We start from the raw sequence: 18912 nt of genomic DNA on the forward strand, positions 1-18912 counted from the left end.
CCCCTCTATTGAATAAATGCAAAAATTGTGCGGACGCTGACAATGGACAATGCGATGAAAACGCCAAGCGTCACGTAAGTAGAAATTCTCTGTGATCGAGGCGAAACGGTAAGACCCCAGCTGACAAAGAAAGACCATAGACCATTTGCAAAATGAAACACAGTTGATAAAACACCGATCAGGTAAAACGCAACCATGAACGGATTGCTTAAGATATCTTCCATCATGGAGAAGTTTACATCTGCTCCAAATGCTGCCTGAACGCGTGTTTCCCAAACATGCCATGCGACGAAAATCAGAGTGATGACACCTGAAACCCGCTGAAGCGTAAACATCCAGTTGCGGAAATAGCCGTAACGCGTCGTATTATTTTTCGCTTGAAACGCGATATAAAGCCCGTAAACAGCATGAAACAAAAGCGGAAGGTAAATCACGAATGTTTCCAGCACTAGGCGGAAAGGCAGGCTTTCCATGAAGTGAGCGGCTTTGTTGAACGATTCCGCTCCTCCTGTCGCAAAATGGTTGACCACTAAATGCTGAACTAAAAAAAGTCCTACTGGGATGACACCCAGCAATGAATGAAGCCTTCTGATTGCAAAATCTCTACCGACAGCCATAATTGTTGCCCCTTTCAATTTTCTTTCTCCGGCTGTTAAAACCGATTCTCTCCATCTCTCTGTAAGCGTTTCCTTCTTACATAAAAAAATAATCCGTTTCAATAATTATTGCTATGAAACTATGCAACATGTCCATTTTACTCCCATCGTTTGACAAGGTCAAGAAAACGCTGTCACCTAAATGACCAAAATTTCTAGACGCATCAACACTTTTCCGGCCTGGTTTTATTCGACATTTCTTGCAAATCAAAGTATAGAGTTATCTAAATTTACACGCTATAATAGGACAAGAAAGTAGGGATGCAAATGTCTAAACAAAACACAGAAGCACAATACGAACAGAGTGAACAGACAGGCGTGACTGACTTTGGCTTTGAATTGCTCCGCAGCGAGATCTTGCCGGAGTTGCTCGGCAAGGAAGAAAGAAACATCCTTTACTGGACTGGCCGTCACCTCGCACGCAAGTTTCCGCTATCGTCTCTTGAAGAAGTTCAGGCTTTCTTTCAGGATGCATGCTGGGGAACACTCGAACTAGAAGAGGCCTCTAAGAATGAAATGGTGTTTATTCTTTCATCGCAGCTTGTTAAGCAGCGCTTTGAAAACTTCAGCAATCCTGTATTCGGACTCGAAGCCGGTTTTCTAGCTGAACAGATACAGTCACAAAAAAAATGTATAACAGAAGCGTATGAAACAATGAAAAAATCACGTGTCACGATTACTGTCCAATGGGACAAAAAAGATATCATTGAATAAAAGAGCGTCATGCAAAATGCACTGTGCCACTGAACTGGACCGCCCTTCTCAAGGGTGGTTTTTTTTACACGATAATTGTCAACCTGAAACGATAAGAAGTTGACAATATAGAGGATGCTGTCATATCTTTTATTTGTCAGATTCTTTTGAACATCTACATAAGGAGTGATTTACATGAACTGGAACACATTGGCTGAAAGTGTTTTAAACGGAAACCCTATAAATGAAACGGAAGCACTCTCCATCTTAACAGCAGATGACGATGAACTGCTCCCACTGATGCACGCCGCTTTCACCATCAGGAAAAGATATTACGGAAAACTTGTAAAGCTGAACCAGATCATCAATACAAAATCAGGCTACTGCCCAGAGGATTGCGGCTATTGTTCGCAGTCTTCTATCTCATCAGCACCTATTGAAAAATACACGATGCTTACGAAAGAGGAAATCGTAAAAGGAGCAAAGCAGGCTCATGAACTGCAGGTTGGCACTTATTGCATCGTGGCAAGCGGCCGCGGTCCTCTGCCGCGAGACTTTGAGACGGTCGTTGACGCTGTAAAAGAAATAAAAGAAAACTATCCTATGAAAATCTGCGCTTGCCTCGGCATCCTTAATTCTCGTCAGGCCGAGCGCTTGAAAGAAGCTGGTGTGGAGCGTTACAACCATAATATCAACACCTCGGAAGACCACCATTCGTCCATCACCACCACTCACACATACAATGACAGAGTGGCAACGCTTGAAAAGGTAAAAGAAGCTGGAATCTCACCTTGTTCGGGCGTCATTGTCGGAATGGGCGAAACATATGAAGACCTCGTCAAGATGGCTTTTGCATTAAAAGCTTTAGATGCAGATTCAATTCCAGTCAATTTCCTTCATGCCATACCGGGTACGCCGCTCGAGCATCTTGACGAATTGAATCCTCGATTCTGTCTGAAGGTCCTTGCATTGTTCCGTTTCGTGAACCCGACAAAAGAAATCCGCATATCCGGCGGACGTGAAGTGAATCTTCGGAGCCTTCAGGCGCTTGGACTTTATGCCGCCAATTCAATCTTTGTCGGAAACTATCTGACTACTGACGGCCAGGCATCCACTGCGGATCATAAAATGCTCGAAGACCTCGGATTTGAAATCGAATATAGTGCTCTCCCTGAAAAAGAAACTTGCTGATTGCTTAACAGGCTCCAGAAGCGTAAGCTTCTGGAGCCTGTTTTTATTAAAGCTGATGAGCAGGCTGTCTTACATCAAGCTCAAATACATCATGAAGCGTTTCAACGGCATTGACCATATCTGCCTGGCTTACTACTGTTGAAACCTTAATTTCTGATGTGCTGACCATCTTGATCATGATGCCCTTTTGAGAGAGGCCTTTGAACATTTTTGCGGCCACTCCGGGGTTAGAGATCATACCGGAACCTACGATTGAAACTTTCGCTAGTCCCCCTTCCGTGATGATTGATTCGAAGCCAAGCTCTTCTTGACAAGCAGCCAGAACTTCCTGCGTTTCAGCAAGAACAGAAGAATCAATAGAAAAAGAGATATTTGTTGTGCTTTCATTGACTACATTTTGAATAATAATATCTACGTTGATGCCATTGTCTGCAAGGGTGGAAAAAAGACTCGATAATGTTTCGATGCCATTCGGCAGGTTTGACACCGTTATTTTCGTGATGTTCCCTTCAAATGCTAATCCGCGCACCATTAAATTTTGTTCCATTGTTGCTTCCTCCTCTACTAGTGTTCCTCTTTCTTCTTCCTGACTGGACCTGACTTCTAATTTCACCTGATAATTTTTGGCGAACTCTACTGCACGCGGATGAAGAACACCCGCACCTAGGTTTGCCATTTCCAGCATTTCATCATAAGAAATGGATGGAATTTTACGAGCAGAAGATACCACTCTTGGATCCGTTGTGAACACACCGGTAACATCTGTATAAATATCACACCTAGCAGCGCCAAGTGCTGCAGCGAGAGCTACGGCCGTTGTATCTGATCCGCCGCGTCCAAGCGTTGTGATCTCTCCGCTTTCTTTCACCATTCCCTGAAAACCTGCCACGATGACGATGTTCCCTTTATCGAGCAGTCCAATAATACGTTCTGTTTTAATGTTTACAATTCTAGCGTTTGAAGGAAATTCTTCCGTCTCTATTCCAGCCTGCCAGCCAGTGAGCGATACCGCTTGCTTTCCTTCAGCCTGAAGCGCCATAGACAGCAGGGCGATCGTAACTTGTTCTCCAGTAGAAAGCAGCATATCCATCTCTCTTTTCGATGGATTGTCTGACAGCTGAGCCGCAAGCGATACGAGAGCATCGGTTGTTTTTCCCATAGCCGATACAACGACGACCACCTGGTTGCCTTGCTCCGTTTCCTTGATTACTCTTTGTGCCGCGCTGCGGATGCGCTCGATGCTCCCTACACTCGTTCCGCCAAATTTCTGTACGATGATTCCCATGATACAAACATCCTCTCCGACCTTTATGCTCTCATCAGAAAAACAAATAAAAAAAGCAGCAAAAGGAAAAAACCTTATTGCTGCTTTTATAAGCTAAGCCAAGTTTGTTTCCCCTCTGTGAGATAGTTCTCCACGCTCCTCCCGGGAAGAAAAGCGTGACAGCCCTGCATTTGTTCAATGCAGGTCCAGCTTGAAGATTCAGGAGTTTCTTCGCACTTCGGCAAAAATCCCCTTTCCGCCACCGTCTTAAAAGCTCCTGCTTCTCAGGTGGTTTACTCTTGGTTTTTGCTCCTCTACCATCACTTCAAAAAGAAGAATGGCATTTTGTTTATAAAATTTGTGTTTATTTTATCAAATGAAAGAAGCTGTTGCAATACTTTATTCTTCACTGTTTAGCGCAGCAACGATTAGCTCCGCTGTAGGCCTTGGCACTCCAGCAGCGACAATCTCCTCCAAGGAAGCCTCTTTCATTTTTTTCAGCGAGCCAAAATGACGCATGAGCGCTTTTTTTCTTTTCTCGCCCACGCCTGCAATCTCATCAAGTTTAGATTCAAACATCCCTTTAGAGCGCACTTGGCGATGGAAAGACAGAGCAAAACGATGGACTTCATCCTGAATTCTCTGCAATAGGTAGAAAGGCTGACTGTTCCGTGCAAGCGGCACATATTCCGGCGGATCGCCCGTCCAAAGCTGGGATGTTCTATGTTTATCATCCTTTGCTAGACCCGCAACAGGAATAAACAAGTTCAGTTCATTCTCAAGCACGTCCTGGGCAGCTTTGATCTGTCCTTTCCCTCCATCGATAATAATAAGGCCTGGCGGTTCGAGTCCTTCTTTAAGCATTCTCGCGTACCTGCGCCGCACAACTTCCTTCATGGAAGCATAATCGTCTGGCCCTTCGACCGTCTTGATCTTATATTTTCTATATTCCTTTTTATACGGTTTTCCATCCTGAAAAACGACCATGGCTGAAACTGGGTTCGTTCCTTGAATGTTAGAGTTGTCGAATGCCTCAATCCTGTATGGCGCAGGTATGCCAAGCTGTTCTCCAAGCTGCTCGACTGCCTTGATGGTCCTGGCCTCATCTTGTTCAATCAGCGAAAACTTTTCGTTTAATGCTAATGTTGCGTTCCGCTTAGCCAGGTCAACAAGCTCTTTTTTCTGGCCTTTTTTTGGCTGTAAAGCTTTTACGTTGAGCAGCTGTTTGACCATATCTGCATCTACACCAGCAGGGAGCAATATTTCTTTCGGAAGCAAGTGATTCTTTTGCAGGTAGAACTGACCAATGAAAGTCAGCATATCTTCCTCTGCTTCTCCGTAAAAAGGGAAGACGGAAACGTCGCGTGCGATGACTTTACCTTGCCGGACGAAGAAAACCTGTACACACATCCAGCCTTTATCAAAGTCATACGCAAAAACATCTCGGTCCACCAGATCCGCCGTCATCATCTTCTGTTTTTCCATTACCGCTTCAATATGCTGTATTTGATCGCGGAGTTCTTTTGCCCGTTCAAAGTTCAAATCTTCTGATGCAGCAAGCATCTTTTCTGTCAGGTCGCTTTTAACTTCCTCAAAACCGCCGCTAAGGAACCTAAGAATGGACTGTACCATCTTTTCGTTTTCTTCATCCGGCACGTCATAGACACAAGGGCCAAGGCATTGGCCGATATGATAGTAGAGGCAGACTTTTTTGGGCATTGTGTCACATTTCCGAAGCGGATACAGGCGGTCTAGCAGCTTCTTAGTCTCCTGTGCGGCAAAAGCATTCACGAACGGACCGAAATATTTTCCCCGGTCCTTTAGAACTTTTCTAGTATAAACGAGGCGAGGATGCTTTTCTGCCGTAATCTTAAGATAAGGATACGATTTGTCGTCTTTCAGCATGACGTTATAGCGTGGATCATGCTTCTTTATGAGGTTCATCTCAAGAACGAGCGCTTCCATCTCAGTCGATGTCACAATATATTCAAAATCTGTAATTTCACTGACAAGGCGCTGTGTCTTCCCATCATGGGAACCTGTAAAATACGAACGCACACGGTTTTTAAGCACTTTTGCCTTTCCGACATAGATGATTTTCCCGTGTTCATTTTTCATCAAATAGCAGCCCGGCTGATCTGGAAGAATGGCGAGCTTTTGCTTGAGCGTTCCCATGATATCACCTCTTTTCATTTCTATAGAATACCATTTTTTGCTTTGAACGAAAAACAAAACCGCTTATTGTCTGCATGTCCACTCATATAGCGATATGCTGCTGTAAACAGGGTCTACAAGATGCGATGATTCAAACGTCTTCACTTTTTTAGCACAATCCTTAGTAGCAGCACCTTGCAGTTCAAACCCTCTTAACGCTTTTCCGGTCAGGTAGACAGTATATCCTGAATAATTCTGTTCATCTTCCTTAAAAAAGGCAAACGTTTCAATACGTTTATGTGTGAATGGAGCCCGGGTGTACTGAAGCATCCTTGTCTCTTCCCACGTATAAAGCACAGACGGTTCTCCAGACTTTGAAATGTAATCTTCCAGCTGATAAACGGCAGGTCTAACTGTACGAGCTTCCTTCAGCAAATAAAAACCATTCGCTGCCTGCAGTATAAGAAAGATGGCAAGCAATCGATTTATGCCTTTGTTTTTACCAGCTAACACAGCATATACACCAAATGTAATCAAAGAGGCCACAGGCAGCATATGCCTAGGCTTTTCTGGATTTTGGGCAAAAAAAGCATAAATAACATAGGAAACTGCAAGCAGAACGAACAATGCCCCTTCTTTTTTTATTCGTTTTCCTTGCAGCTCCTTAACGGCCAATACGGTCAGAAGGATACTCATCACAAGGAGTAAGATATTTTCTCCTGCAATCCCTGTAAACCAAGTATTCTTTATGAACAATAATGACCTTTCAAGAAGGGTAAGCTTTGCGGCAGTAATCGCCCCTCCCCATTCCGTAAAATGTCCTTCCGTGAATGAGAATGCAAGATGCAGGAAGGAGAAAATACCTCCTTCTGATAAAATCAAGGCACTGAGCCAAACCCATTGAAAGAGGACAGCCAAGGTCAGCAGGATGGCGATGCGGTTAATGTCACGATGCTTTCGGAGTTCCCAGACAAATAACAGCAAAAGTCCCGTTCCAAGAGGCAAATAAGAGAGTCTTATTCCCATCAGTATACTGAAAAGAAACAGCGGCAAAGATTTTTTCACAAGATTTTTTTTCTCATCCGCCCAACATAACGACCATATATACCACCACATGACTCCTAGAGCAGCACCTTCAGATATTGGCTGAGATGAAACAAACCATAAATAAGAGGAGACCTGAACAGTTCCTGTTATGAAAAATCGTCCAGCTAAAGAGGAAGTCATTCTTTTAGAAAGCCAGAATAAAGGAAACACAGAAGAAAAAAGCAGAAAATGACTCCATAGTACAAGAGACAGTGTATTGTTTTCAGTAAATGCAGAAAACAGCATTCCGCCAAGAATAAAATACGGGTAGCCGGGAAAATGGGGCTGCATATCTGCCAGGCTGAAACGGTCTACAGCGAGAACAAAATCCACTTCGTCCCAAGTAGATGGAAAAGAGGCAGATTGGAAGATTCTGAAGCCATATAATACACAAAGAATAATAAGAGCAGCTGCAGCTTTCGTTTCGACATTATTTCCTAGAAAATAACTGCGGCCATTGCGCCCTCTCTCTTTTTCACTGTTCTTCGCCATGCTGCCTTCCTCTTTTCAACAGATAAATTAGTATTGGAAAATCACGTTTCGTAAATTAAATCCATTAAAAAAAGCCCGCTTTAACAGCGGACCTTTTCATTATGCATTAACCGACTTTGCTGAGTGAGCGACCCGCTTCTCCACCGGCTTTTGTTCCTTTTGTTCCGCCGGCGAAAGCTTGCGGCCGAATCCTTTCACATAGAAACCGATCCAGCTGAACACTGCGATAAAATACAGCCAGTAAGCTGCAACTTGTTCAACCGATGGGTTGTGGCTATATCCGAACATCGCGGACATGAACAGCCCAACCTGGCCGCTGATCAAAACATCATTCCCAGTATCGCGTTCATAATGCTGTTCATCAACAAAATGCTCCGGCATAAATTCTACAATGTTATAAAGCTCTTTTGGCTTGCCATCTGCAGTTTCCATCACGCTGCCGACAAGACCGAGATCCTGAACGATCCCGACCGCCTGTACAAAGAGCCCAGCTGCAATAAACATGATCAGCATTCCTGTAACTCTGAAGAATGCTTTCAGGGAGATTTTCATTGTGCCGCTGAAGAACAAATATCCTAAGATTAGAGCCGTTAAGAGGCCGCTCAGCGCTCCATAGCTCGTCAGGACTTTCTGTACTTCACCCCCGCTGATTGCAGCGAAGAAAAAAACCGTTTCCACACCTTCACGCAGGACGATTAAATAAGAATGGATGATCATAGCTGAGACGCTTCCAAGCGTAACGGCCGCATTGATTTTTTTCTCCATATCGCCTTTAATGTCTTTAGTTTGTTTCGTCATCCAGCCAACCATATGAGTCAGCAGCAAGACTGAAGCAAACATAATGCCGACTTTTAAATATACCTCAGAACCGAAGCTCGCAAATCCGGTGAAGATGACTTGAAACATAAGCGCAACTAAAAAGCTTGAAACAAGCGCCAGACCGACACCCGCATATACCCATTTGTTAAACTTTTCCGCCTTAAGACGGGAAAGATACGAAAGTATGAGACCTACGATCAGGATGGCTTCAAGCGCCTCCCGCAGCGTGATTAAAAAAGCTTGAAAGTTCATTTTGCTTCATCTCCCCTATTGCAGCCTGCAGCCCGAGCCTACTATTATTGCTGACGGCGTTTCTTTATTTTCCCCATGATGATGAGAACGGCTAGGATCAGCACGAGTCCAACCGATATGAGAAGCCAGATTTTATCTCCTGCATCTGCATCTCCGAAATCAAAAAATCCGTGTTCTTCCTGAAACTGAGATTCCTTTTCTGCACCAGGCACTGGAAACAGCGGTTTCAATTCGCTTGATATGTATTTTACTTCTTTGTCAAATGCCGCTTTGTCGCTGTTGCTCTCGCCAATGCCGAACAATCCAGGATTTCCAAGCGACTTTAATGCTTTTTGCAGAGAAGCATCAACTTTTTTTGCTTTATCTTTCTCTTCTTCAGTGTCCAGGGTTCCAGAAAGCACTTTAAACGTACCGTTTGCTTTTGCCAGCAGCAGCTTGGCGCGTCCGTAATTATCAAATTCTTTTTCAGCGAACTGCAGGCGTCTTTCAATATTCATCCTTAACGCTGCCTTATAAGATGAAAGGACAAGCTCGCGGTCCTTCTCTTTAAATCCCCGGTCAATAAACGGTTTTACCTCTTTAAAATATAAATCAAATTCTTTTTCGTATCCTTGGTAGACCGTTTTTGCTTCATCCCATCGATTTTCTTTCGTGTATGCTTCTATCTCTTTGTAGGACTCAGCTATCGCTTCCTCACCAGGGTCACCGTATGAGTAAGCGGAAGCACTGTTATTCGTTACGTTGAAAAAAAACAGAAATGCCGCCATTGCGGTTATGAGACGTATCATATGTTTGCACCTCGCAATTTCAATGATAATGATTATCATCATCGATGTCAATATAAGATGAGCCAAAAATCACGGCTCACCTAACTGTTCATGAATTTGTCGTTTTTTTACTGGTCTTCGCATCTCTTTCCATATAGCAGGCAAAACATTTCCGATGTACTTTTTGAATGAAATAAACGAAGTGCCAGTCGTTCTCACTTTATATGTGATCGGCACTTCCTTCATCCTGAAACCTTTTCGCATTAGGTTAAGCGTAACCACCTGAGCGTAATTATAGTCATGGATTATTTCTGCTTCCTTCATAGCCGCACGGGAAAATGCCCTCATACCTGACTGCCCGTCATAAATTATCTTTTGCAGCAGCAGGCATTGAAGAAGTGTGAAGCAATAATTCCCCAGCCGTCTGTGCAGCTTCATCCCGTCAATCGTGCCGAGAAACCTCGAACCCATTGTGTAATCTGCCTCTCCTTCTAAAATAGGCTGTATCAGCTGCGGGATTTCATCTGCCGGATATTCATTGTCTGCGTCAATCATGACACTGATGTCAGCACCAAGCCTGTAAGATTCCTTAAGCCCCGTCCTGACCGCTGCTCCCAGGCCTTTGTTAACAGGATGAGTAACAATATGGTCAGCTCCAGCATTTTTGGCTGCAATAACCGTGCTGTCAGCTGATCCATCATCCACCACTAAAACTTCTACCTCAAGATCATGTTGAAAATGACGCGGGATGTTCTGTATAACTTCTGTAATTGAATCTTCTTCATTAAACGCAGGAAGAAAGACGATAATTTTTCGTTTTGAAACGATCATGCTTGCCACTTGCTCCTTTATTGCGAAAATTTCCGGCTGTTTTTTAAAGCTCCTGTAAGCACGGGTCCTTTAGAATGTGATGGATAAGGAGCACCCATTAAATAAGCGATCGTCGGAGCAAGTGAAACAAGTGAATGCTTCTCGTCGATTCTCACTCCTTTTTTAATGGCAGGGCCGTGGATGAAGAATGGTACGAATCGTTCCCCTTCATCGAGATGCCCGTGCCCGCCGATGCCGTCAGCCTGCCCATGGTCGGCACATATCATAAGTGTTGTATTTTTCATCATGCCATTCTCTTCTAAAAACGAGACAAAATCCTCAACAAGTCTGTCCGCTTCAGCAATCTTTTGAAGATACTCATCATACAGCACACCGCGGCTGTGCCCCGTCTGGTCTGTAGCGATCATCTGGACAGCAAAAAAATCGGGATTTTGTTCGAGCATAATTTGTTTTGCCCGTTTCATGATGTTCGGGTCGGCTTCATCGTTATGCATGACAGCTGTTACCGTTTCAACATCGCTTCCCATCGCATCTACTAGATGAGCAATGCCAAGCAGCTTTCCTTTTTTATTAATCTTTCTTAATGAATCAAAAATACTCTCTGTTTTAATGCCCAGTTTCCATACCATATTTGATGTGATGCCGTGGTCGCTAGGGTAAGTTCCTGTAAACATTGAAGAAAAACATACAACCGTTCTCGCCGGGTAGACTGTCTCCATCTGCGTGTATTCTGTTCCTTCTTTTCTTAGCTTGTCAAGGAAAGGCGTGTCCGCCGCTTCAAACCGGTCTTTTCTCATTCCGTCAATCACGATGACGACTACTCGGTCGCTTACCGGTTCCTCAGGAATCTCAGCGTTAGAGGTTCTTGCCGTATAAGGTGCAGGCTTCCAGTCAAATAAATAACGGTGAAGGATGAAAGTGTACAACAGCAGACCGAGGAAGAATATCCCTAATCCGATTAAAAAATTTTGATCAATTGCCGTTCCTGACAAAGGCTGGTGCCAAATCGTCAGTAGCAGCAGCACTTTAGGGAGCTGTTCCTGCGCATTCCCGCTTGTTGAGTCGCTGTTTTTCAAAACAAGCTTCCAAAAGCGTGTGAAATTCAACAATGTCGTCCCAATCCGCAGATAATAATAGATTGTTCCCCAGAAAAATACAGTAAAAAAGAAATAAAGTCCTGCTGCTGTAAGCCATAGTTTAAGATCCGCTTGATAACCAAGCATTAGGCAGGCAATGAGAGGAAAATAAAGATAATTTCTTAAAAACAGCGGAAAATCGTACACAAAATAAAGAATTAGAAATGGCAATACGATTAAAAAGCCAGTTCCGAACGCTGGCCAAAAATCAGCTTCTCCCCACCTAGTAAACGTAAACAGCAGCATGACACCTGCTGTGAAAATAGGAGTGAAGGGCTTTCCTTCATTTAATAGATTCCAGCATCTTGCTGCGACCTTCTCAAATTTTGACGCTCTCTTCATGTTAGACACGTTCCTTTTTAAGCCATTTTTTTATTATTACAAACGAAACTGGTGCAGCCAGCCATAAATAGAGTCCTGCTGCATATGAGTAAATAAATTTAAATGCATGGCTGGCAATCGCAATCTCATAAGCAGACGCTACAGGCAGATCAAGCAGCTTCAGCGTGCCTGTCATCACTGTTTCATACGTTCCGATTCCCCCAGGAGAAAAGTGAAATACTTGCCCTGCAATCGTTACGCTCGTCGTCCACCATGCAGCAGGAAATGACAGGCCGCTTATGATCATGGCTGCTGTCCCGTATAGTACAAACGATTCGAGCACCCAGCTCAGCCCAGTGAGCAGCACTGCTATTGCCCCTCTTATACTCGTAAACAAGGAAAAAGCTGACGCTGCAAAATCCCGTATTTTCGCAAACTTTCTTTGCAGAAAATATAAAACGGGTATGAAAATGAAAATGATCAAAGCAAAAAGTTCCCACCAGCCAGTATAAAGACTGTAGCCAGCGTAAAGAGAACCTGCAGCCGCAACACCACCTAGAAAGAGCATGTCGAGAATCCTCAGGACCGCGACGGACTGAAAAGATGATATGTAGCTGACCGTTCCTCCAGAATGATGGGCCAAATAGCCGGCCCTTGCTGCATCTCCAACTTTTACCGGCAAAACATGGTTTAAGAACAGACTATATAGCAGGCCATTCAGAAAGATTCGAAAAGGGATGGCTGCATGCCCAATATACAGCTTCCATACAAGCGCCCTTAAAACAAACGCAGCTGAATAGGCAACAATTATAGCCATGGTGATGCCAGGTTCGCTTATAAATCGAGCGAGCAGGTTATAAACGGCCTGTTCGGGCAGCAGGTGGCCAATGAAATAAAGGACTAAGAACAGCATCAGGATGCTGGTTCCTGCTCGAATGACGTTACTTAATGAAAATAAGCTGTTGCCCATGCAACGGTCCTTTCCAGCCCTTCTTGTATAGAGAATTTCGGCTTATAGCCTAGATCTGCAGAAGCTTTCCCTATATCCGCCCATGTTCTCTCCACATCCCCTTTTCGTCTGGAGGTGTACTCTTTTTCAAGATGAGGAAAATGATGCGCCAGAGCGTCCGTTAAAGTGTTCAGTGTTACAGGAGTACCGCTGCCCAAGTTATAGGTCCTCTCACCTCGATGTCCGAAAAGTGAAAGGAAAATGCCCTCTGTAATATCATCTATATACGTGTAATCCCGTGCGCTATGTTCGTTAAAAAGGTAAAGTTTTTCTTTTCTCATCAGCTTGTTTATGAAAATGGGGATCGCCATATCAGGCCTGACCCAAGGACCGTATACAGTAAAGAAACGAAGAACAGTAAGATCAAACCCATATAGGCTGCTGTAAGCTTTACAGAACGATTCTGCTCCCCATTTGGCTGCTGCATATGGTGAGACAACGCTTCCTGCAGCATCTTCTTCCTTAGATGCTTTAGCGATTCCGCTTGCATTTCCATAAACCGAAGAAGATGAAGCAAAAACGAAATGAGAAACTCCAGACTCTCCAGCTGCCCGAAGAAGGTTAACTGTTGCTTTTATATCATAATCAATATACAAATGCGGATCTGCTATTGAAGCTGGCACTCCCGGTATGGCAGCCAAATGTATAACTGTTTTAAAACGTTTTTCTTGGAACCATTTGTTCAGCCTTCCTTCATCAAGAAGATCCAGTTCATAGAATTCAAAAGCACCGGATGACTTCGCTTCCTCAAGCTGATCCTTCTTTTGCTTTACACTATAATAGTTATGGAAAGAATCAATCACTGTAATGTCGAAGCCTTCCTTCACCAGTCTTTTCGTCAGATGGCTTCCTATAAATCCGGCCCCGCCGGTAATTAATATACTCACGGTCTCACCTCTACCAAGCATTTTACCACATAGGAAAAAGCCGCACATGCTGCGGCTTTTTTCCAATTTATTATTTTGAAAGCTTTGTTAAACCTGCGTTCAGCTTTTCGCCAAGCTTGCTCGCTTCCTCTTTGTTGTCAGAAGAGATTGCTTCAAACCACTTTTGGCTGTCATCAAGAAGTAACTTTGCTTCTTCCTGTCCAAGCTTTTTCTGAAGGTCCATTTCAATAGCTTTTAAGAAAACGATTCCTTCAAGCGCTCCGACTTTAGCTTCCGTTGCTTCCCCATCTTCGAGGGCTTTTGGAGCCTTTTCAAGGTATCCGCTGATTTTTCCAGCAAACGCCTTAGTAAACAACTGGTTAACTTGTTGCGGATCAATAGCTTCTGGTTTTGTTTCGTTCAATGTGAACAGCTTGTTGATTTCAGCTGCTGCAGCTTCGTCACCGCCGCTGAGGGATCCTTTAATGGCCTGGAAGAAGCCCCATGCTTCTGCCTGCTCCTGAAGAAGCTCCTCTTTTGGTTTGCCTTCTTTTACACCCGCCGCTATTTTCTCAGCATACGAGTTTGAAGCGAGATAGTAGCTTCGGTAAACCGATTTATCAGTCAGCTGAACAAATACTTTAAAGTCTTCTACATTGCCTTCTTTTAATGCTTTTTCCTGAGCTGCAAGACCGTTGTTAATTCCTTCAACGATGCTGGCTTCTCCTTGCAGCTTATAATAATCATCACGTTTAACAGCTGTCGGGACAAAAATCTTTTCAGCAAGAAGCTTCAGTTCACCGAACGCCAGATTCGCTTCACTCTCTTTCTTGCCTTCTAGTGCCGCTGCAGCGTCCTTGTGCAGACGCTTTTGCTTTTGATAAAAATAAGACTGAGTCACTTTGTCAGTAAGCTGGCGTGCAATGTTATTGTCCATTTCTTTGTTCTTTGCACCTTCAATAGCTGCAGTGATCGCCTGATCCATCTCGCCGCTCTCATCTACTTCAGTTACATGCTTTTGCAGCTTATCAGTATAGATTCCAGAAACTTTCTCCCAATCAACCTCTTGGCCTTCTTTTGCTTTTTCCATTTCCGCTTTCATTTCTTCATAAGCGGTTACTTGAACAGCAGTTTCTGATTTCTCAACAGAAGCGCTTTCCGTTTTCGTATCTTGAGTGGATTGCTCCGTTTTCTTCTGTTCCGGCTTGTCTGCCTTTTCTTCTTTACCGCATCCTGAAAGAATGCCTGCTGTTAACAAAAACGCTGATAGCCATGCTGCCTTATTCTTCATCTGATCTCTTCCCCCTGAAATATGTAAAATTATTTTTAAGGTATTGATAATGATTTTCATTTCCATTTCGTATTATAGCGAGAATGATTATCAGCGTCAATCCCTTTTTTGCATCTGGGAAGTAATAGAAAAAAAATAAACCCGGCATCTTGGCCGGGTTCTTACACTTACTTATGCTTTTCAAGGAGCTGAGCTAACGCTTCTTTCGGCTGGAAACCAACCACCTGCTCAACCAGTTCGCCATCCTTAAACACCATAAGTGTCGGGATGCTCATTACACCGTATTTGCCTGCTGTTTCCTGATTTTCATCTACATCAAGCTTTACGATCTTAACAGCTTCGTTTTCCTGATCCAGTTCTTCAAGCACTGGTGCAATCATTTTACAAGGTCCGCACCATGGCGCCCAGAAGTCAGCCAGCACTAAGCCTTCAGAAGTTTCTGTATTAAATGTTTGGTCTGTTGCGTTTACAATCGCCATATAAAAAATCCTCCTTTAATGAATCTACAGAGAGTATATCATCTGTATTTCTGAAATACCTAACACTTTGCTTACATGATTATCGTACCCAACTGGCATTGCTGTAAAACATCGCTAGTAACATTATTAATCTCAAAAGAAAGAGGCCAGCAGCTCACTGGCCTCTTCATTTTTCCGTTATGTGATATTAGGACTTAACGAGCACTTTCTTAAACTCTTCTGTAAGAAGAGGAACAACCTCAAACAAATCTCCAACGATGCCGTAATCGGCGATGGAGAAGATGCTCGCTTCAGGATCTTTGTTGATCGCCACGATGACCTTGGAGTTCGACATACCAGCAAGATGCTGAATGGCTCCTGAAATACCGCACGCGATATACAGGTCTGGCGTTACTACTTTACCAGTCTGTCCGATTTGGAGTGAATAATCGCAATAATCAGCATCACATGCACCTCGTGATGCTCCGACTGCTGCTCCAAGAACATCCGCAAGCTCCTGCAAAGGCTTGAATCCATCAGTCGATTTTACACCGCGTCCGCCGGCAACAATAATTTTTGCCTCTGACAAGTCAACCCCTGTAGATGCTTTGCGGACAACGTCTTTCACGATTGTACGCAGATCTTTGATTTCAGCTGAAACAACAGCTGTTTCCCCTGTTCTGCTATCATCTTTTTCCAAAGGCTCAATGTTGTTCGGACGAATCGTGACGAACAATTTTCCGTCTTGAATCAACTTCTTTTCAAATGCTTTTCCTGAAAAAATCGGACGAGTGAAAACGACGTTGTCTCCCGCCTGCTCAAGACCCGTAACATCTGAAATCAGTCCAGATTCCAGTCTGGCTGCAAGACGCGGTGCGAGGTCTTTTCCAAGCGCAGTATGACCAAACACGATGCCATCCGGTGACTCTGTATCAATTACATGCTTTACGGCCTGAAAATAGCCGTCCGGCGTATAAAACTCCAGCTTTTCATCTTCAACAGCAACAACACGGTCTGCGCCATAATTGTAAAGTGATGCACCAAGGTCTTTCACGTTCTTTCCGCAAAGCAGGGCAAGCACTTCTCCGCCATCAGCGATCTGTTTGCCAGCAGCGATTGCCTCATAAGAAACGTTCCTTAATTCTCCGTCACGAACTTCCGCAAGAACCAATACCTTCTTTGCCATGATGATCTCCCCCTTATATGACTTTCGCTTCCGAGCGGAGCAAGGAAACTAGTTCTTTTACTTGGTCTTGTGTATCTCCGGATAAAATCTTTCCGGCTTCTTTTTTCGGCGGCAGGTAGATCTCTACCGTTTTTGTTTTTGCTTCGAGTTCATCTTCATCAATATCGATATCATCAAGTTCCAATGTTTCAAGCGGCTTTTTCTTCGCCTTCATGATTCCAGGAAGGGAAGGGTAGCGCGGCTCGTTCAATCCTTGCTGTGCCGTTACGAGCAATGGAAGTGTCGTTTGAATCGTCTCCACATCACCTTCAACATCGCGCTCGATTGTTACGTCACTGCCAGAGACATCGATCTTTGTTATTGTCGTCACATACGGGATATTCAAAAGCTCAGCAAGGCGAGGGCCTACTTGTCCTGTACCATTGTCGATCGCAACATTTCCGCCAAGAATAAGATCGTATTCTTTATCGTTGAAGTATGCCGCAAGAATCGTTGATGTAGTATACTGGTCACGGCTTTCAAGATCTTCGTCTGAAATGAGCACAGCCTGATCAGCACCCATTGCAAGAGCGGTGCGAAGCTCTTTTTCAGCATCCTCGCTTCCTACTGTTACCACAGTCACGTTACCGCCATGAGCGTCTTTAAGTGTAATGGCTTCTTCAATTGCATACTCATCGTAAGGATTGATAATAAATTCAGCACTGTCCTCAGAAATCTTACCGCCGTTAATGACAATCTTTTCTTCCGTATCAAACGTACGCTTTAAGATGACATAGATATTCATCGTTTTCCCTCCGTTTATTGGTCTTTAAAAACTGGCTTTCTTTTTTCAATAAATGCGGCAATACCTTCCTGCCCGTCTGCAGACATGAACGCTTTGCCAAAAAGCTCCCGTTCCTTGACTGCACCTTCACTGTACCTGCCTTCACGTGCATATTTCAGAAGTTCTAGTGTATACCTGACTGAGACAGCACTTTTCTCTGCTGATTTCGACGCTAAATTGTAAGCCTTTTCATAAACATCTTCAGCAGGATATGCAGCCGCAGCCAATCCCCAAGATACTGCTTCCTTACCTGAAATTGGCTCGCTTGTGAGCAGCATCTCTGCAGCTTTAGCTGTACCGACATAATAAGGCAAGCGCTGAGACCCGGCAAAGCCAGGGATCAATCCAAGTGTTAGTTCCGGAAGACCCAGTTTAGCATCTTCCGCCACATAGCGGATATGACATGCCATAGCCAGTTCAAGCCCTCCGCCAAGCGCAGCACCATGAATAGCAGCAATCACTGGCTTATTAAAGTTCTCGATGCGGTCGAACAGTTCTTGTCCAAATTGCCCGAGCTCAGAGAACTCTTTTTCATCTTTAACTGTTGTAAACTCTTTTATATCCGCGCCGGCAGAGAAAAATCGCCCTTCGCCATGGATCAGTACAGCCTTGACCTCAGCATCTCCTTCAATCTCGTCGAATGCCTCTCCCAGTTCCTTGATCAAACCCGATGACAGGGCATTAGCAGGAGCACGGTTCAAAGTGATCACCGCTAGCCGTTCTTTCTTTTCCAGAAGCAAGTATTCCATTTCTCTCCTCCTTATTCAACATGCGGATGATGGCCGCATAGACCGTTAATGAGCATCTTGTGGATCGGATCGGCAAGCCTTCGCAGTCCATAACGATGGTCATTCATCACCCAGTTGGTTGCCGTTTCATCAATGGTTCCGAAAATCATCTGGCGTGCGAGCCTGTAATCCATATCAGAGTTAAACGTACCAGATTCCATTCCGTCTTTTAGGATATGGTCGATCAGTGTCAGATAGCGCTTCAGCACCTCGCCGATTTTCACCCTCAGATCCCTGTTCGTCTGGCGCAGCTCAAGCTGTGTTACGATTGAAAGCTCATGGTCGGCCTCAAGCTGCTTGAAATGCATTTCAATCAGCGTATGAAGCTTTTCCACTGCAGATTGTCTGCCTTTCAGTTCATTCTCTGTTTTTTCAATGAAAGAACCCATTTTTTCATTGAATACGGACACGAGAAGATCTTCTTTATTTTTAAAATAAAGATAGATGGTACCGTCCGCTACTCCCGCTTCCTTGGCAATCTTGGAAACTTGAGACTGATGATAGCCATGCATCGCAATCACCGTAACGGCAGCGTCTATTATCTTTTCGTATTTAGGCCCTTTCCTTTTCATGTAATCTCCCCATTTGCTTGCGGTCCAACCTGCTTATTTGTAAAATGAATGATTGTTCATTCATAATTGTAAAATAAGTCTCTGTTTTCTGTCAATTTATTTTCGCACAACAAGAGTACTAATAACAAGTTTAAAATACAAGCCGGAACTTAATAGCTAAAAAATCGACCAATTCTAGAATCAAAACTCAGTCCAAGAACTAAACCGACCCCAAAAACTAATAAGTTAAAACTCAGACAAAAAAATCTAGTTCTTAA

The 18912-nt window shown here is 43.9% G+C and carries 18 protein-coding genes and 1 riboswitch; of the genes, 2 read left to right on the forward strand and 16 right to left on the reverse strand.

Going from position 1 to position 18912, the window contains the following annotated elements; all coding sequences use genetic code 11:
• Nucleotides 1–5: 5 nt before the first annotated feature.
• Nucleotides 6–617 carry a succinate dehydrogenase cytochrome b558 subunit gene (locus CGZ90_RS09550; RefSeq protein ID WP_094252195.1) on the reverse strand — a complete coding sequence of 204 codons (612 nt, stop codon included), beginning with the start codon at nt 615–617 and terminating at the stop codon, nt 6–8.
• Between the two features lie 306 nt (nt 618–923).
• Between CGZ90_RS09550 and CGZ90_RS09555 the strand changes: the two genes are divergently transcribed.
• Together CGZ90_RS09555 and bioB are read left to right on the forward strand one after the other, a co-directional pair.
• Nucleotides 924–1370, forward strand: a complete 447-nt coding sequence (locus CGZ90_RS09555; RefSeq protein ID WP_240515401.1) for a YslB family protein — start codon at nt 924–926, stop codon at nt 1368–1370.
• Between the two features lie 174 nt (nt 1371–1544).
• Nucleotides 1545–2540, forward strand: coding sequence for a biotin synthase BioB (bioB, locus tag CGZ90_RS09560; RefSeq protein WP_094252199.1), 996 nt, complete (start codon nt 1545–1547; stop codon nt 2538–2540).
• 46 nt (nt 2541–2586) lie between these two features.
• On the opposite strand, the gene CGZ90_RS09565 is transcribed toward bioB, so the two are convergent.
• The 15 genes from CGZ90_RS09565 to fadR form a co-directional block, all read right to left on the reverse strand.
• Nucleotides 2587–3825, reverse strand: a complete 1239-nt coding sequence (locus CGZ90_RS09565; RefSeq protein WP_094252201.1) for an aspartate kinase — start codon at nt 3823–3825, stop codon at nt 2587–2589.
• Between the two features lie 115 nt (nt 3826–3940).
• A riboswitch (Lysine riboswitch) is annotated at nt 3941–4129 on the reverse strand.
• A gap of 74 nt (nt 4130–4203) precedes the next feature.
• Nucleotides 4204–5979 (reverse strand): excinuclease ABC subunit UvrC, encoded by a 1776-nt coding sequence (uvrC, locus tag CGZ90_RS09570; protein WP_379675143.1) that lies wholly within the window; start codon nt 5977–5979, stop codon nt 4204–4206.
• A gap of 63 nt (nt 5980–6042) precedes the next feature.
• Nucleotides 6043–7536 carry a hypothetical protein gene (locus CGZ90_RS09575; protein ID WP_094252203.1) on the reverse strand — a complete coding sequence of 498 codons (1494 nt, stop codon included), beginning with the start codon at nt 7534–7536 and terminating at the stop codon, nt 6043–6045.
• 99 nt (nt 7537–7635) lie between these two features.
• Nucleotides 7636–8607 (reverse strand): FTR1 family iron permease, encoded by a 972-nt coding sequence (locus tag CGZ90_RS09580; RefSeq protein ID WP_094252204.1) that lies wholly within the window; start codon nt 8605–8607, stop codon nt 7636–7638.
• A 44-nt stretch (nt 8608–8651) separates the two neighbouring features.
• Nucleotides 8652–9395, reverse strand: coding sequence for a hypothetical protein (locus CGZ90_RS09585; protein ID WP_133063575.1), 744 nt, complete (start codon nt 9393–9395; stop codon nt 8652–8654).
• 69 nt (nt 9396–9464) lie between these two features.
• The gene (locus tag CGZ90_RS09590) at nt 9465–10205 is read right to left on the reverse strand and encodes a glycosyltransferase family 2 protein (protein ID WP_094252208.1); all 741 of its coding nucleotides are present in this window, start codon (nt 10203–10205) and stop codon (nt 9465–9467) included.
• A gap of 17 nt (nt 10206–10222) precedes the next feature.
• On the reverse strand, nt 10223–11683 hold the full coding sequence (locus CGZ90_RS09595) for an alkaline phosphatase family protein (protein WP_094252210.1): 1461 nt from the start codon (nt 11681–11683) through the stop codon (nt 10223–10225).
• Between the two features lies 1 nt (nt 11684).
• A complete protein-coding gene (locus tag CGZ90_RS09600) occupies nt 11685–12632 on the reverse strand; it encodes a lysylphosphatidylglycerol synthase transmembrane domain-containing protein (RefSeq protein ID WP_094252212.1) in 948 nt (315 codons plus the stop codon).
• The gene (locus CGZ90_RS09605) at nt 12608–13558 is read right to left on the reverse strand and encodes an SDR family NAD(P)-dependent oxidoreductase (RefSeq protein ID WP_240515402.1); all 951 of its coding nucleotides are present in this window, start codon (nt 13556–13558) and stop codon (nt 12608–12610) included. Before CGZ90_RS09605 ends, CGZ90_RS09600 begins: the two co-directional genes overlap by 25 nt.
• A 70-nt stretch (nt 13559–13628) precedes the next feature.
• A complete protein-coding gene (locus CGZ90_RS09610) occupies nt 13629–14828 on the reverse strand; it encodes a hypothetical protein (protein ID WP_094252216.1) in 1200 nt (399 codons plus the stop codon).
• A gap of 167 nt (nt 14829–14995) precedes the next feature.
• A complete protein-coding gene (gene trxA / locus CGZ90_RS09615; RefSeq protein ID WP_094252218.1) occupies nt 14996–15307 on the reverse strand; it encodes a thioredoxin in 312 nt (103 codons plus the stop codon).
• 187 nt (nt 15308–15494) lie between these two features.
• Nucleotides 15495–16472 (reverse strand): electron transfer flavoprotein subunit alpha/FixB family protein, encoded by a 978-nt coding sequence (locus CGZ90_RS09620; RefSeq protein ID WP_094252220.1) that lies wholly within the window; start codon nt 16470–16472, stop codon nt 15495–15497.
• A 13-nt stretch (nt 16473–16485) separates the two neighbouring features.
• A complete protein-coding gene (locus CGZ90_RS09625) occupies nt 16486–17256 on the reverse strand; it encodes an electron transfer flavoprotein subunit beta/FixA family protein (protein ID WP_094252222.1) in 771 nt (256 codons plus the stop codon).
• 14 nt (nt 17257–17270) lie between these two features.
• Nucleotides 17271–18044 carry an enoyl-CoA hydratase gene (locus CGZ90_RS09630; protein ID WP_094252224.1) on the reverse strand — a complete coding sequence of 258 codons (774 nt, stop codon included), beginning with the start codon at nt 18042–18044 and terminating at the stop codon, nt 17271–17273.
• A gap of 11 nt (nt 18045–18055) precedes the next feature.
• The gene (fadR, locus tag CGZ90_RS09635) at nt 18056–18655 is read right to left on the reverse strand and encodes a fatty acid metabolism transcriptional regulator FadR (protein ID WP_094252226.1); all 600 of its coding nucleotides are present in this window, start codon (nt 18653–18655) and stop codon (nt 18056–18058) included.
• Nucleotides 18656–18912: the final 257 nt, after the last annotated feature.

Origin of the sequence: Fictibacillus aquaticus (genome assembly GCF_002245695.1) — a bacterium.
GTDB lineage: Bacteria > Bacillota > Bacilli > Bacillales > Fictibacillaceae > Fictibacillus > Fictibacillus aquaticus.

Excerpts from the sequence above, each read along its gene's own strand:
- uvrC (WP_379675143.1), bottom strand. The coding sequence starts at position 5,979 with ATGGGAACGCTCAAGCAAAAGCTCGCCATTCTTCCAGATCAGCCGGGC.
- CGZ90_RS09580 (WP_094252204.1), bottom strand. The coding sequence starts at position 8,607 with ATGAACTTTCAAGCTTTTTTAATCACGCTGCGGGAGGCGCTTGAAGCC.
- CGZ90_RS09620 (WP_094252220.1), bottom strand. The coding sequence starts at position 16,472 with ATGGCAAAGAAGGTATTGGTTCTTGCGGAAGTTCGTGACGGAGAATTA.
- CGZ90_RS09555 (WP_240515401.1), top strand. The coding sequence starts at position 924 with ATGTCTAAACAAAACACAGAAGCACAATACGAACAGAGTGAACAGACA.
- fadR (WP_094252226.1), bottom strand. The coding sequence starts at position 18,655 with ATGAAAAGGAAAGGGCCTAAATACGAAAAGATAATAGACGCTGCCGTT.
- CGZ90_RS09550 (WP_094252195.1), bottom strand. The coding sequence starts at position 617 with ATGGCTGTCGGTAGAGATTTTGCAATCAGAAGGCTTCATTCATTGCTG.
- CGZ90_RS09625 (WP_094252222.1), bottom strand. The coding sequence starts at position 17,256 with ATGAATATCTATGTCATCTTAAAGCGTACGTTTGATACGGAAGAAAAG.
- CGZ90_RS09595 (WP_094252210.1), bottom strand. The coding sequence starts at position 11,683 with ATGAAGAGAGCGTCAAAATTTGAGAAGGTCGCAGCAAGATGCTGGAAT.
- CGZ90_RS09585 (WP_133063575.1), bottom strand. The coding sequence starts at position 9,395 with ATGATACGTCTCATAACCGCAATGGCGGCATTTCTGTTTTTTTTCAAC.
- CGZ90_RS09630 (WP_094252224.1), bottom strand. The coding sequence starts at position 18,044 with ATGGAATACTTGCTTCTGGAAAAGAAAGAACGGCTAGCGGTGATCACT.
- CGZ90_RS09590 (WP_094252208.1), bottom strand. The coding sequence starts at position 10,205 with ATGATCGTTTCAAAACGAAAAATTATCGTCTTTCTTCCTGCGTTTAAT.
- CGZ90_RS09600 (WP_094252212.1), bottom strand. The coding sequence starts at position 12,632 with ATGGGCAACAGCTTATTTTCATTAAGTAACGTCATTCGAGCAGGAACC.
- bioB (WP_094252199.1), top strand. The coding sequence starts at position 1,545 with ATGAACTGGAACACATTGGCTGAAAGTGTTTTAAACGGAAACCCTATA.
- CGZ90_RS09610 (WP_094252216.1), bottom strand. The coding sequence starts at position 14,828 with ATGAAGAATAAGGCAGCATGGCTATCAGCGTTTTTGTTAACAGCAGGC.
- CGZ90_RS09575 (WP_094252203.1), bottom strand. The coding sequence starts at position 7,536 with ATGGCGAAGAACAGTGAAAAAGAGAGAGGGCGCAATGGCCGCAGTTAT.
- trxA (WP_094252218.1), bottom strand. The coding sequence starts at position 15,307 with ATGGCGATTGTAAACGCAACAGACCAAACATTTAATACAGAAACTTCT.
- CGZ90_RS09565 (WP_094252201.1), bottom strand. The coding sequence starts at position 3,825 with ATGGGAATCATCGTACAGAAATTTGGCGGAACGAGTGTAGGGAGCATC.